The organism is Paenibacillus sp. tmac-D7, assembly GCF_006519665.1.
Classification (GTDB): Bacteria; Bacillota; Bacilli; order Paenibacillales; family NBRC-103111; genus Paenibacillus_G; species Paenibacillus_G validus.
The window spans coordinates 19,004-33,086 of record NZ_VIDW01000001.1 but is presented as its reverse complement, the minus strand read 5'-3'; the positions used below and the strand labels follow the sequence as shown (position 1 = coordinate 33,086).

The 14,083-nt window shown below is 56.8% G+C and carries 14 protein-coding genes; 13 read left to right on the top strand and 1 reads right to left on the bottom strand.

All coding sequences use genetic code 11. The features are described from left to right. Positions 1-71 precede the first annotated feature (71 nt). The 7 genes from rlmN (at position 72) to spoVM (ending at position 6,542) form a co-directional block, all read left to right on the top strand. Positions 72-1,154 (top strand): dual-specificity RNA methyltransferase RlmN, encoded by a 1,083-nt coding sequence (rlmN, locus tag FKP33_RS00180; protein ID WP_054798204.1) that lies wholly within the window; start codon positions 72-74, stop codon positions 1,152-1,154. A gap of 8 nt (positions 1,155-1,162) precedes the next feature. Next, on the top strand, positions 1,163-1,936 hold the full coding sequence (locus FKP33_RS00175; protein ID WP_141333786.1) for a Stp1/IreP family PP2C-type Ser/Thr phosphatase: 774 nt from the start codon (positions 1,163-1,165) through the stop codon (positions 1,934-1,936). Between the two features lie 8 nt (positions 1,937-1,944). Continuing rightward, a complete protein-coding gene (gene pknB / locus FKP33_RS00170) occupies positions 1,945-4,134 on the top strand; it encodes a Stk1 family PASTA domain-containing Ser/Thr kinase (protein WP_141333706.1) in 2,190 nt (729 codons plus the stop codon). Further along, positions 4,134-5,054: a ribosome small subunit-dependent GTPase A gene (gene rsgA / locus FKP33_RS00165; RefSeq protein ID WP_127608467.1), complete on the top strand. Its 921-nt coding sequence runs from the start codon at positions 4,134-4,136 to the stop codon at positions 5,052-5,054. Before pknB ends, rsgA begins: the two co-directional genes overlap by 1 nt. A 2-nt stretch (positions 5,055-5,056) precedes the next feature. Further along, positions 5,057-5,716, top strand: a complete 660-nt coding sequence (gene rpe, locus FKP33_RS00160; protein WP_141333705.1) for a ribulose-phosphate 3-epimerase — start codon at positions 5,057-5,059, stop codon at positions 5,714-5,716. A gap of 7 nt (positions 5,717-5,723) precedes the next feature. Further along, positions 5,724-5,975 carry a hypothetical protein gene (locus FKP33_RS00155; protein ID WP_054800044.1) on the top strand — a complete coding sequence of 84 codons (252 nt, stop codon included), beginning with the start codon at positions 5,724-5,726 and terminating at the stop codon, positions 5,973-5,975. Positions 5,976-6,461: 486 nt separating this feature from the next. Next, positions 6,462-6,542 carry a stage V sporulation protein SpoVM gene (spoVM, locus tag FKP33_RS00150; RefSeq protein ID WP_014652194.1) on the top strand — a complete coding sequence of 27 codons (81 nt, stop codon included), beginning with the start codon at positions 6,462-6,464 and terminating at the stop codon, positions 6,540-6,542. A 102-nt stretch (positions 6,543-6,644) separates the two neighbouring features. Here spoVM and rpmB read toward each other — a convergent pair whose 3' ends face one another. Next, a complete protein-coding gene (rpmB, locus tag FKP33_RS00145; protein WP_054798201.1) occupies positions 6,645-6,833 on the bottom strand; it encodes a 50S ribosomal protein L28 in 189 nt (62 codons plus the stop codon). A 188-nt stretch (positions 6,834-7,021) separates the two neighbouring features. Here rpmB and FKP33_RS00140 point away from each other — a divergent pair, with 188 nt between their 5' ends. The 6 genes from FKP33_RS00140 (at position 7,022) to FKP33_RS00115 (ending at position 14,073) form a co-directional block, all read left to right on the top strand. Next, complete coding sequence (locus tag FKP33_RS00140) at positions 7,022-7,384, top strand: Asp23/Gls24 family envelope stress response protein (RefSeq protein ID WP_054798200.1); 363 nt, start codon at positions 7,022-7,024, stop codon at positions 7,382-7,384. Between the two features lie 70 nt (positions 7,385-7,454). Beyond that, positions 7,455-9,254 carry a DAK2 domain-containing protein gene (locus FKP33_RS00135; protein ID WP_141333704.1) on the top strand — a complete coding sequence of 600 codons (1,800 nt, stop codon included), beginning with the start codon at positions 7,455-7,457 and terminating at the stop codon, positions 9,252-9,254. A 70-nt stretch (positions 9,255-9,324) separates the two neighbouring features. Then, the gene (locus tag FKP33_RS00130; RefSeq protein ID WP_127608464.1) at positions 9,325-10,182 is read left to right on the top strand and encodes a DegV family protein; all 858 of its coding nucleotides are present in this window, start codon (positions 9,325-9,327) and stop codon (positions 10,180-10,182) included. Between the two features lie 6 nt (positions 10,183-10,188). Then, complete coding sequence (gene recG, locus FKP33_RS00125) at positions 10,189-12,243, top strand: ATP-dependent DNA helicase RecG (RefSeq protein ID WP_141333703.1); 2,055 nt, start codon at positions 10,189-10,191, stop codon at positions 12,241-12,243. A 101-nt stretch (positions 12,244-12,344) separates the two neighbouring features. Beyond that, complete coding sequence (locus FKP33_RS00120; RefSeq protein ID WP_054800063.1) at positions 12,345-12,632, top strand: stage VI sporulation protein F; 288 nt, start codon at positions 12,345-12,347, stop codon at positions 12,630-12,632. A 112-nt stretch (positions 12,633-12,744) separates the two neighbouring features. Further along, complete coding sequence (locus tag FKP33_RS00115; RefSeq protein WP_127608462.1) at positions 12,745-14,073, top strand: right-handed parallel beta-helix repeat-containing protein; 1,329 nt, start codon at positions 12,745-12,747, stop codon at positions 14,071-14,073. Positions 14,074-14,083 lie beyond the last annotated feature (10 nt).

The following is a 14,083-nucleotide window of genomic DNA, read 5'->3' as shown; positions in this document are numbered from 1 at the left end:
ATAAAACGTGGCCTTTTCGGCAGTATTGCCCGAAGGGCCTTCAATTTAGAAAAAACGGGTCGTGATAAGATATGGAACTGCCAGCAAGCAAAATGCCCACCAACCTTAAGCCCTACGTCTACGATTATACGTTAGAGGATTGGCAGGCTTGGGTGAAAGAGAACGGAGAGTCGGGCTTTCGCGCCGGCCAAATTTTTGACTGGTTATATGTGAAAAGAGTTTCAAGCTTCGACGCGATGACGAACCTGCCGAAATCGCTGCGGGACAAGCTGCGGGATCAGTTCGACTTCGTCACGTTAAACGAAGTGGCGCACTACCGGTCCAAAGACGGTACCGTGAAGTTTCTATTCGAATTAACGGATAAGAACGCGATCGAAACGGTCATCATGAAGCACAGCTACGGCAACAGCATTTGCGTCACGACGCAAGTCGGCTGCCGGATCGGCTGTACGTTCTGCGCTTCCACGCTAGGCGGCTTGAAGCGGAATTTGACCTCGGGCGAAATTATCGCGCAGGTGGTCAAAGCCCAGCAACTGCTCGATGAAACGGAAGAGCGCGTCAGCAGCATCGTCATCATGGGCATTGGCGAGCCGTTCGAGAACTATGACGCCGTCATGAAGTTTCTCAAGGTGATGATTCATCCGAAAGGTCTGAACATCGGGCAGCGCCACATTACGGTATCGACGAGCGGCATCGTGCCGAACATTTACCGTTTTGCGGACGAAGATACGCAGATCAATCTGGCGATCTCGATACACGCGCCAAACGACGAGCTGCGTTCCAAGCTGATGCCGGTGAACCGGCGCTATCCTTTTGCCGACTTGCTGGAAGCCTGTCGTTACTATGTGGCCAAGACCGGCCGCCGCATCACGTTCGAATACGCTTTGATGGGGAATGTAAACGACAGACCGGAGCATGCGGAGGAGCTGGCTCGGGTGCTCAAGACGTTCCCGATGGCTCACGTCAACCTCATCCCGGTCAACTTCGTATCCGAGCGCGACTACGTGCGTACGCCGCGCAACGATATCTTCGCGTTCCAGCGCATTCTCGAGAAGAACAAAGTGAACGCCACGATCCGCCGCGAGCAGGGCAGCGACATCGCCGCGGCTTGCGGACAATTGCGGGCGAAGCATATGGAGTCGGGTGCGAGGTGAAACCTACGATGTTGAAAATGGCCTTTTTATCCGATATTGGACGGGTCCGCACGGTCAATGAAGACCGTGCGCTCGTTCAGGATCAACCGGACGGATGGGCGCTCGCCATCGTCGCCGACGGCATGGGCGGTCATCAGGCGGGCGATATCGCAAGCGCAATGGCGATCGAATGGATTCCGCAAGGTCTGCATCCGATGGACGCTGATCTGAACGGCGAGCAGCGGGGCCAGCGTCTGCGTTCTGCGATCGAAAAAGCGAATGAGAAAATATTTGAGTACGCTTCCGAGCGGGAAAACTACCACGGAATGGGAACGACGGTGGTCGCTGTTCTGGCCAGCAGTGAATCCGCTGTGATCGCGCATATCGGGGACAGCCGGGCTTACCGCATTCGCGGCGGTCATATCGAACAGCTGACGGAGGATCATTCGCTCGTGAACGAGCTGGTCAAGAGCGGGCAAATCAGCCGTGAAGAGGCGGAACACCATCCGCGCCGCAATGTGTTGACACGGGCGCTGGGCACGGAGCCTACGATCGAGGTTGACGTGCAGGAAATTTCCTGGCAGTCCGGGGACATGCTGCTGCTGTGCAGCGACGGCCTTAGCGGTCTCGTGGAGCAGCAGCGCATTTTACATACGGTGTTGGGAGAAGGCGATCTTGAGGACAAAGTTCGCGGCTTGATCGACGAAGCGCTGGCTGCGGGCGGCGACGATAACGTCACTGTCGTATTGATGGCTAACGATTCCTGGCATCGGGCGTCGGAACCTAACGGAGAAGCGGGGTGAGGGATGGAATGATCGGCAGACAGCTAGGAGGACGTTACGAAATTCTCGAGCGGGTCGGCGGCGGAGGAATGGCCATCGTATACAAAGGACTAGATATTTTATTACATCGACATGTGGCCGTGAAAGTGCTCCGCCAGCAGTACGTGCACGACGAGGAATTCATCCAGCGGTTCCGCCGCGAAGCGCAAGCGGCCGCCTCCTTATCGCATCCGAATGTGGTCAGCATCTACGACGTCGGTCAGGAAGAAGACGTGCATTACATCGTGATGGAGTACATCGAAGGGACGACCTTGAACGATTTGATTAAAACGAGGGCGCCTCTGCAGGTGGAAGAAGCCGTGCATATCGCCGGTCAAATCTGCGATGCGCTCGATCACGCACACCATAATCAAATCATCCATCGCGACATCAAGCCGCACAATATCCTGATTGGCAAAAACGGACGCGTCAAAGTGACCGATTTCGGCATCGCGCGCGCCGTTACATCCTCTACGATCACACAAACCGGCTCGGTGGTCGGTTCGGTGCATTATTTCTCGCCGGAGCATGCCAAAGGTACGCCGACCGGCGAGCAATCCGATTTGTACTCGCTAGGGATCGTCATGTACCAAATGCTGACCGGTCGTCTTCCTTTTCTCGGGGAGAGCCCGATCAGCGTCGCACTGAAGCATTTGCAGGAGGACGTCGAGGAGCCGCGCAAAGTAAATCCGCTCATTCCGCAGAGCGTCGAGAACGTCATTTTGCGGGCGATGCGGAAAAGCACGACGGAACGGTATCGTTCCGCCAAAGAAATGCTCGGCGATCTGGAATCGTGCCTGCTGCCGCATCGCCGAAACGAGCCGAAGGTCAACTTCCTCGATGACGACGAGCTCGATGAAGAACGGACGCGCGTCATGCCGGCTCTAAGGCCCGACCAATTTACGATCGACCGTTCCTCGCTGCAGGCAGCCGGGGACGACGAGGACGATGAGGAGGAACCTGCGGCTCTGCGCAAGAAGAAACGCTGGGTAAAGCCGCTGGTTATCATCCTTGTGCTGCTTGCGGTGCTGGGCGGCATGTGGTATGCGGTCGGTGTGGTTAAGGCTAAAGTGATGATCGAGCGGGTGGACGTCCCGACCGTCGTCGGCCTGCAGCTCGTGCAAGCGCAGCAGATGCTGCACGACGCGAAGCTGGAGTCGGAATTCGAGTACGTCAAGGATGACAAAAATTCGCCTAAGGACACGGTTGTCCGTCAAAGCCATTCCGACATGAAGGTGAATGTCGGCTCGAAGATTACGCTGTACGTCAGCCAAGGGCCGGATAAGAAAAAAATGCCCGACCTGGTGAAATTGAAGCTTGGCGATGCGACAACGCGGTTGAAGGAGCTGGGCATCGCCGAGAAGAACATCGTCGTCGAATCGAAGTTTATGGACGAGCCGCCGGACACGGTCGTGAGCCAGACGCCGGCGGCGGACGAAGAATTCGCCGATCCGGCGGCCGTCATGGTGAAGCTGGTTGTGTCCAAAGGGCGCGAATCCATCCCGATGCCGAATTTGATCGGCAAGACGGAGAATGAAGCGAAAAACATGCTGCTGGTCAACAACCTGAAGCTCGCTAAGGATGGAATTACCTACGAGGCTAGCTATAAGCAATCGAAGGGCAAGGTCATCGGGCAGTTCCCTTACCAGCCGAATGATTCCGTGCCGCCGGGAACAGAAATCACGTTAACGGTCAGTTCGGGTCTTCCGGAAGAAGCCGGACCGATGTCCGTCAGCATACCGATCAAGCCTGCGCAAGAGGGGAAAGCGTCAACGGTCAAAATTTTGTTGACCGACGCGACTTACGACACGCCGACGGAATATCAAACGCTGAGCAACGTAACGAAGACGGAGATGCTTCAAGTGAAGCTGGTCGTGTCCCCGGATAAAAACGCGGTCATCCAGGTTAAGGTGGATAACAATATCGCCGATCTGATTACGGTGACGTATCAGGATTATTTGATGCAAAAAAGCGGCAAGCCTGTAACGCCGAGCACTGGAACGCCGAATACCGGCGCCGGCGGGACGGGGATTCAGCAGCAGGGCGGCACCAACAAGCCGGCCGGGACGGATAGTCAGGCTCCTGCAAACAACGGCGGGGCGAAGCCCGCGCAGGGCGGCACAAGCGTGCCGGCCGGAGGAGCAAGCGGAAATACGACAACGGGAGGCCGAATGTCATAATGCCCAACGGATTGATCGTCAAGGCATTAAGCGGATATTACTACGTGCTGGCGGAAGGGTCTCACGATTCCGAATATATTCAATGCCGGGCGCGCGGCGTCTTCAAGAAGCGGAACATCTCGCCGCTGGTCGGAGACCGGGTCGCTTACGAATTGACGGAGAACGGGGAAGGAACGGTCACGGAAATTTTGCCTCGGTCCTCGGAGCTCGTGCGTCCACCGATCGCCAACGTGGAACAAGTCGTTCTTGTGTTTTCGGTCGGGGAGCCGGCGCTTAACATTCCGCTGCTCGATAAATTTCTCGTGCATACCGAAAGCGCGGGACTGGATACGATCATTTGCTTGACGAAGCGGGATTTGTGGTCCCCGTCCGCATCGGACAAGACGGATGAGGATTCGTCGGAGGAGCTTGAGGCGGTCGTGCGTTTGTACGAGTCGATCGGCTATCCGGTGTTTGTCACGAGCTCCAAGGAAGGGGTCGGCGTGGAAGAGGTGCGTAAACGTCTCTCCGGACGGATCAGCGTGTTCGCGGGTCAGTCGGGCGTCGGCAAGTCGACGCTGCTTAATGCGATGATTCCCGGGCTGCAGCTGGAAACGAACGAAATCAGCATGAAGCTTGGCCGGGGCAAGCATACGACGCGTCATGTCGAGCTGCTGCGCCTGCCGAACGGCGGCATAGTCGCCGATACGCCGGGGTTCAGCCAGCTTGACTTTCTGCAGGTTGACGCCGAAGGTCTGGGCGCATGCTTCCGCGAGTTCGCGCCGTTCGCGGCGCAATGCCGATTCCGCGGCTGCCTTCATCTGCACGAGCCTGATTGTAAAGTGCAGGAAGCGATGGAGCAGGGGAGGATCGCGGCCTCGCGGTATTCGGATTACGTACTGTTTCTGGAAGAAATCCGCGGTCAAAAAAGGAGGTATTAACGATGCTGCGCATAGCGCCATCGATTCTTTCCGCCGACTTCGCCCGTCTGGGCGAGGAGGTGGCAGACGTGGAGCAGGGCGGAGCCGATTGGCTTCACGTCGATGTGATGGACGGGCACTTCGTGCCGAATATGACGATCGGACCGCTTGTGGTGGAAGCCCTTCGGCCGAGAACGAAGCTTCCGCTCGACGTTCACCTGATGATCGAACAACCGGATCGTTATGTGCCGGCGTTCGCCAAAGCCGGCGCAGATCTGATCTCCGTGCATGCGGAAGCGTGCGTGCATCTGCACCGCACGCTTCACGGCATTAAAGAGCAGGGAGTCAAGGCGGGAGTTGTCTTAAACCCGGCTACGCCGTTATCGGCGATCGAATACGCGCCGCTGGAAATCGTGGACTTGGTGCTCGTCATGACGGTAAACCCCGGCTTCGGGGGCCAAAGCTTCATTCCGGGGTCGCTGGAGAAAATTCGTTCGCTGCGTAAGATGTTGAATGAGCGGGGTTTGGCGCACATCGACATCGAAGTGGACGGAGGCATCAATGCCGATACGGCCAAGCTTGTGGCGGCTGCCGGGGCCAACGTGCTGGTGGCGGGCAACGCGGTGTTCGGCCAACCGGACCGTGCCGCCGCGATCCGCGCCATTCGCGGGGAGGAGCGCTGATTCCAGCTTGCGTGCGGCAAAAGTTGTGGTGTTCGGCCTGTCAGGCGGCGGTCTTATCTTTCTATTCTCGATTATGCAGGATCTGAGCAAGTATGTGTTCTCACTGGGAGCACTGTACGTCGGCTACCAGTTTTTTACGCGCAACGACTCGCGCGCCATGCGCATCGGTTTTGTCGCCGCGGCAGTCGGCTTTTACTTTCTGTTCATATGCTTCTACGCGGTGTTTTTGTTTATGAACGAACCTGCGCAGCCGGCTTGACGCTGTGTAAGCGCCGCTCCAACTTATCGGTTGGGGCGGCGTTTTTTTTTTCGGGCGTGAGCTTTACATGGCGGACGCATCGGCATTACCATCCGGCTCACCTTGTGCCCCTCCTTCAAACCAAGCGTGACACCTGCAGCGAATCGGCGTGCTCGGCGTGCTGCTATCTTGCTTAGGGTCAAGCGGGAAAGCCGAGAGGAAGAAAGTCCCCCGGACTGCGTAAATCTTGTCTCGTGTGAAGTCATAATTAATCGGAGGAGTTAATAATATAAAGTAAAAAGTTATGGCTCTAGCATGCCATTGGATGTGTGAACCGGAAGAAAAAGGTAAGTCACCTTTGGGGAGCGGTACGAATATAATGCTTACGAAAATGGTTTTGCCGGGCAAAGCCGAGCAACTGCTTACGAAGCGACTTTGCTTTCGCAAAGCTTATGACTATGCTGACGAAGTGGCTTTGCCAGTCAAAGCCCGGGAGGAGGATGCAAAATGAAATTTTACACAATCAAGCTTCCGAAGTTTTTAGGTGGGTTTGTGAAGGCGGTACTTAATACATTCAGTAAAAACTGAACGTACGCCACCCATACTTATACGGGTCGACTTGCAGCCTTCGAAGTTCGGGGCAAACTAAAAAAGCACCTGAAACAGGTGCTTTTTGTCTGCAAGCGCAGATTACACGCGAGTTACTTTGCCGGATTTCAAAGCCTTCGTGCTTACCCAAACACGTTTAGGTTTGCCGTCCACCAGAATGCGGACCTTTTGCACGTTAACTCCCCATGTGCGTTTCGCTTTGTTGTTCGCATGGGATACGTGGTTTCCAGTGCTCGGACTTTTACCGGTAATAAAACATTTACGGGACATGTGTTACACCTCCTTAAAGCATACGCGCTCAAAGCATACTTAACTATGATAGCACAGTGGGTAAAAGCCGTCAACGGAACGAAAGGACAATCTTGGCACTTTTCATGGAAGTTTATTTATTTCTTGCAACAGATATAGTACAATGTTACATAGTCCATCGTAATCTAAATTAAAGGAGCGTTCTAAAGATGGCTATTGAACTGGCTTCACCCTATGGCAAAATATATGTGACGGACGAAGTAGTCTCCGTACTCGCCGGCTCCGCAGCTCTGGAATGTTACGGGCTTGTCGGCATGGCGTCGCGCAACCAGTTCAAGGACGGAATCGCCGAGCTTCTGCGAAGGGATAACCTGAGCCGCGGCGTTGAAGTGCATCGCGATGAAACGGGCATTCTCGCCATTGATTTATATATCGTCGTTAGCTATGGCACGAAGATTTCCGTTGTGGCGCACAACGTTCAAACCAAAGTGAAGTACATGCTTCGCGAAGTGGCGGGATTGCAAGTCGATGCCGTCAACATTTTCGTACAAGGCGTTCGTATCGCCCAATAAGACTAAGCAGAGGCATCAGTTGCGACCGGGCCAAGGGCCTGGCGCGGGATAGGGAATAGCAGGAAGGGGAATGGTCTTTTTGAGTAAGCGCTTCAATGAATTGAACGGTGCGGATTTTATCCGAATGGTGGAGGCGGGGGCTCTTCGGCTGAAGACGAATGTCGATCGAGTCAACGCGCTGAACGTGTTTCCGGTGCCGGATGGAGATACAGGAACGAATATGAATCTAACCCTTACATCCGGGGTCGAGGAGCTGCGGCGCAGGCCGTCCGAACACCTCGGGAAGGCAGCCGAGGCGCTGGCCAAAGGGCTGTTGATGGGTGCACGCGGTAACTCGGGCGTCATTCTGTCGCAGTTGTTCCGCGGTTTTTCGAAAGCCGTGGCCGACCTTAGCACAGCGAACGCGCAGCAGGTCGCAGCCGCTTTTCAGAACGGCGTCGATATTGCGTATAAGGCAGTGGTGAAACCGGTGGAGGGCACCATTCTGACGGTAGCCAAAGAAGCGGCCAAACAAGCGGTCGTGACGGCAAAGCGTCAATCGGATGTGACGACGGTTGTGTCCGAGCTTCTGCGTCAAGGGCAGGACGCTTTAAACCGTACACCCGATTTGCTTCCGGTGCTGAAGCAGGTTGGCGTTGTCGATTCGGGTGGACAAGGCTTGGTATTGATCTATGAAGGGTTTATGTCGGCGCTTGAAGGTCAAGATGAGGTGGTTGAGCCGGCGGATATGCCGTATGTGGCGTTTGGCGCGGTGCAGCCGATCGACGAGCTGCTGGAACCGGAGAATACGGCCGTGAACGTCCAGGCTCACGCCGAACCGAAGAGCGCGCAGGCCCACCTGGCGACGGAAGATATCGAATATGGGTACTGCACCGAGTTCATGATCCGGTTGAACCCGTCCAAGACGGCCTCCCGGCCTTTTGACGAAGCGCTCTTCCGCGAGCAGCTGTCCGCGTATGGAGATTCGCTGCTCGTCGTGGCTGACGACGATCTGGTCAAAATTCATATCCATGCCGAATATCCCGGAACGGTAATGACGCATGCCCAGCAGTACGGCGAGCTGAGCCGGATCAAGATCGAAAATATGCGCGATCAGCATACGCACATTTTGGAATCGGAGCAGCCGTTCGGAACGGTAGAGCCTGCGATTCAAGCAGCCGCTGCCGCGGTTCCGGCCGAAGCTGCCGCAATCGCGGATACGGACGATTTGAAGCGATACGGCTTCGTAGCGGTGTCCGCAGGCGAGGGGCTGGGCGGAATCTTCACCAGCCTGGGCGTCGATCGCGTGCTGCACGGGGGACAAACGATGAATCCGAGCACGGAGGACATCGTAAAGGCCGTTTCGGAGGTCGAAGCGCATACCGTGTTCGTACTGCCCAATAACTCCAACATCATCATGGCTGCCCAGCAGGCAGTCGAGCTCGTGGAAGACAAGCAAGTGATCGTCGTTCCGAGCAAGTCGATTCCGCAGGGCATCGCCGCCATCATCGCGTTTCAGGAGGAAGCGGCGCCTGACGAGAATGCCGACAATATGCAGCAGGCGCTCCAGCAGGTGCATGCCGGTCAAGTGACGTACGCGGTCCGCGATACGCAGATGGACGGCATCGACATTAAGCAGGGCGATTATATCGGCATTCACAACAGCAAGATCGTCGCTTCGAACCCGGACTTGGTCGCCTCCTGCCGGCAGCTGATCGACAGCCTGCTTGCGGACGGCGCGGAAATATTAACATTGTACGCGGGGGCGGACGCCGAGGAATCGACGACGCAGCAGCTTGTCGCGTATGTGCATGAGGCGCACGGCGACGTCGAAGTGGAAGTGCACGAAGGCGGTCAACCGTTGTACTATTACATTATTTCCGCAGAGTAAGGCACGGTTCGAGACCGTCTCGGTCTCGAGGCGCGTCACCCAATTACCATTTGGACGGGGGGAGGCTCCCATGAGCCAAGTTCGTATCGTAACCGACAGCACAGCCGACATTCCCAAAGACGTACGCGAGAAGCTGGGGATCGAGATGGTGCCCTTGAAGGTATTGTTCGGCACCGAATCTTACCGCGATGCCGTTGATATTAGCGCAGATGCGTTTTATGATAAATTGACGGGTTCGAACGTCATGCCGACTACTTCGCAGCCGTCGCCGATCGAATTTCTCGAAGTGTATCAGCAGCTGGCCGAACAGGGGGACGGACCGATCATCTCGATCCATCTGTCTTCGGCGATGAGCGGCACGTACCAGTCGGCGCTGATCGCGAAGACGATGATCGACGATAAGATCGACATTGACGTCGTCGATTCGAAGTCCGCGTCTTACGGCTTCGGTCTGCTCGTCGTCGCAGCGGCGGAAGCCGCACGGCAAGGGAAGAGCAGGGAAGAAATCTTGGCAATGATTGCCGGGATTCGCGAAAGCACGAAAATATATTTTCTGGTCGATACGCTGGAATTTCTGCAAAAAGGCGGACGTATCGGCAAAGCGGCTGCATTGGTCGGCTCGCTGCTCAATATTAAGCCGATCTTGTCCATCAGCGACGACGGCCAAGTGTTTTCCGTCGATAAAGTACGCGGCACGAAGAAAGCGATGGGCCGCATTGCCGAGATGCTGAAGCAGGATTTCGGCCATCGTCCTCTTCATCTTATTTTTGCTTATACGAAGGGGCAAGAGCATGCGCAGGAGCTGCAAAGGCAGCTGGAGTCTCAATTTCAAGTGCAGAGTATCAACTATACGCAAATTGGCTCCGTTATCGGAGCTCATGCCGGACCGGGAACCATTGCGGTGTTTGCCTATCCGGCTCAGGAGTGAATGAACATGTCGATCGATTTGTACAAAGTACCGGTCGGTCAAGTCGTCGGCGTTAAAGGAAAGAAGCTGGAGGAGCTGCACGCGCTTGGCATTTCAAGCGTGGGGCAGCTTCTTGATTATTATCCTTTCCGCTACGAAGATTACACGCTTCGCGACTTGACCCAGGTAAAGGATGGGGACAAAGTTACGGTGAAGGGTCAGATCGTCGGCATCCCGCAGGTGCAGATGTATGGGCGAACGAAGTCGCGCATGCTCTGTAAGGTGCTGGTCGATACCTGGTTCGTGACGGCGGTTTGGTTTAACCGGCACTTTCTGAAGGACAAGCTGACGAGCGGCGCCGAGATCGTGCTGACCGGCAAATGGGATCAGAAGCGGCAGCACATCACCGTAACCGAATCCGAATTCCCCGGACAGGGCGCTTCACAGACCGGAACGTTACAGCCCGTCTATTCCATATCCGGGGCGTTCACGCAAAAGTGGTTCCGCCAAACGATGAAGCAGGCGCTGCTTCAGTTCGGGGAGATGATTCCCGAGGTGCTGCCGGCCGAGCTGCTGTATAAATATGAGCTGCTGCCGCGTAAGGCCGCCGTGAAGCTGCTGCACATGCCCGGCAATATGGAGCAGGGGCAGCGGGCGCGCCGTCGCATGGTGTTCGAGGAATTGTTCCTGTTTCAGCTGAAAATGCAGGCTTACCGGGCGATCAACCATAAGCGCGCCGACGGCGTCGCGCACCCGGTCGATCTGCCGGCCGTGCGGGCGTTCGTCCGTTCGCTGCCGTTCACATTAACGGATTCGCAGAAGAAGGTGATCGCCGAAATTTTGCATGATCTGCAGCAGCCTTACTGCATGAACCGTTTGCTGCAGGGCGACGTCGGTGCGGGAAAAACGGTCGTCGCAGCGGTTGCTTTGTTCGCCGTCGTCAAGGCCGGGTACCAAGGCGCGCTGATGGTGCCGACGGAAATTTTGGCCGAGCAGCATAAACGCTCGCTTGACCGCTTGTTTGAGCCTTACGGCATCCAAACGGCGCTGCTCACCGGGAGCCTGACGGCCCGCGGGCGCCGCGACGTCTTGGGCGCGATGCAGATGGGGCTCGTCGATATCGTCGTCGGGACCCATGCGCTGATTCAGGAAGACGTGTTCTTTCGCGCGCTGGGGCTCGTCGTAACCGACGAGCAGCATCGCTTCGGCGTCAACCAGCGCAGCGTGCTGCGCCGCAAGGGCATGAACCCGGACGTGCTGACGATGACGGCGACGCCGATTCCGCGCACGCTGGCGATTACGGCGTTCGGCGATCTGGACGTGTCGACGCTGCGGGAGCTGCCGAAGGGGAGGAAGCCGATCCAGACTTATGCGGTGCCGCATTCGATGCTGGAGCGCGTGCTCGGGTTTATCAACCGCGAGGTCGAGTCCGGGAGGCAGGCGTATGTCATTTGTCCGCTGATCGAAGAATCGGAGAAGCTGGATGTGCAGAACGCCATCGATATCCACGCGCAGCTGCAATTTGCGTTCCCGTCTTACCGCGTCGGGCTGCTGCACGGCCGCATGTCGCCTGGCGAGAAGGACGAAGTGATGCGCGAATTCAGCGAAGGACGCGTGCATGTGCTCGTCTCGACGACCGTCATCGAGGTAGGCGTCGACGTACCGAATTCGACGCTGATGGTCGTTTACGACGCCGACCGGTTCGGGCTCTCGCAGCTGCACCAGCTCCGCGGCCGGGTTGGCCGGGGCGAGCATCAGTCGTACTGCGTGCTCATCGCCGACCCGAAGAGCGAAGTCGGCAAGGAGCGCATGAAGGCGATGACGGAGACGAACGACGGCTTCGAAATCGCGCGGCGCGACCTGGAGCTGCGCGGACCGGGGGATTTCTTCGGAACGAAGCAGAGCGGGGTGCCGGATTTCCGCCTGGCGGATATGGTGACCGACTTCGAGGTCATGGAGCAGGCGCGCGACGACGCGGCGGAAATCGTCCGGCGTCCGGAATTCTGGACCGGGGCGGCGTACGTGCCGCTCAGGAGCTTCTTGCAGCGGGAGCACATTTTTGAAAGCGAGATGCTGGACTAATTCATGATTTGGGTGCCCGAAGGGTAAACATGGTCAAGCCATCCGTCATAGACTTACGGTATAGGTATGTTTCTATGCTGAAATTGACGGAGGTGGGCGGCGTGAGCTACACGAAATACGGTTTTGACCCCGCACAGGTGGAACGGATCAAGCAAAAGATGAAAAACCCGGAGACGAAGGAACGGGTGAAGATGATTCTGCAGGGCGTGACGAAGGCCGATTTGCAGGATCGGGTGAAAGTGCGGCGTTTCGTAGGGATGCTGACCAAGGCGCTCGGAGAAAAGGTAACGGATCTCCAAATGGAGAATTTGGTAAATTTCATAATTTCGCAAAAAATCGATCCGAACAATACGTTCCATCTTATTAAATTGTGGACCATGTTCCGTTAAACGGAGCATGGTTTTTTTGAAGATCTTCCCGGCTGCATTGTCAAACGTTCAGGCTACGGCTATAATTTTCATAGATTGCTAGATTATGTAGATTTACGGGAGGTACATCGGTATGCCATCGGACTCTTCTTCAAAGCAACAGACGTGGTCGCGGCGCAAGCTGCTGGCGGCGATCGGTACGGGCGCGGCGGGACTTATGTTGGGAGGGAGCGCAAGCTTCGAGCGGACCGCTTCGGCGGCAGCTCCGCTTCCCTCGGCGGCGGGCCCTTGGTTGAACGTTAAGGATTACGGCGCCAAAGGCGGCGGGCTCGTCTTCGAGAATGATGCGCCGGCCATCCAGGCGGCAATCAATGCGGCCGGGTCTTCCCGGTTCGGCGGCACGGTGTACGTTCCTCCAGGACGATATATCATCGATGCGCCTTTGTTTCTGTATTCGAATGTCCGGTTGATCGGAGACGGGCCCGTTTCTTCGGTCATCAAGTCGAACCGTTCGTCGATGGTGATGGTGCAGGGCGCGAAACTGAAGCACTCGTCGGTGGAACGGCTCGGCTTTGAAGGCTCGGGATCGCTGACAGGCCGCAACGACTTGCAAACGGAGAAGGCGATCGCGCTGACGGAATGCGAGCAGGCTATCGTCCGCGACTGCGCGTTCCAGGCGGTTGCCAACGGCGTCTGGCTAACCGGCTGCCGCGAAACGACGGTGGTCGGCTGTTCGTTCATCCGGCTGTACTCATCGGAAAGCTTGTACGAAGGTTACGGAATCGTTGCTGAGGCGGGCGAGAAGCTCGGCCTTGTCGACAACCGGTTTCAACAGCTGGACAAGCCCTGCATTTACGTATCGGGCGGCTGCTCGCATTCCACGATCGCAGGCAATACGGCTGAAGCTTGCAAGGAATCGCTAATTACCGTTACGTCACCGCTCAAGGCGTGCTCCCACTTGCGGATCGAAGGAAATACGGTGACGTCAACCGGTCTGGCCGCCGGGGAGAAGAGCTGCAGGCATGGAATTGTGCTGCGCCATTACTGCACGGATAACGTAATTGCCGACAATAGAATCGCCGGCGCGTCCGCGGCCGGCATTTGGCTGGAAGGCGACGGGGCGGCGGAGGCGGAACGCCCGAAGAGCAATCTGATCGCCGGCAACCGCATCGTAGATTCGCCGAAAGGCATCGCGCTGCTGAACAGCGACGCCAACACGGTGAGCGGCAACGACGTAAGGCGGACGAAGGTCGGCATCGAGCTGGACACGTCCGGCGAGAAGGGCGGTTCCGTTTGCCGGGATAACGTCATCACCGGCAATACGGTGTTTCGCTGCACGGAGGCCGGCATCCGCCTTGCCACGCAGCGCTGCGAAGCAAACGCCGTATTCGGCAACGGCGGCTCCGCGAACGGCGAAGCGTTGGCCGATGCGGGCAAGGGCACGATCCGCAGCGGGTTTTGAAGTAATGAGG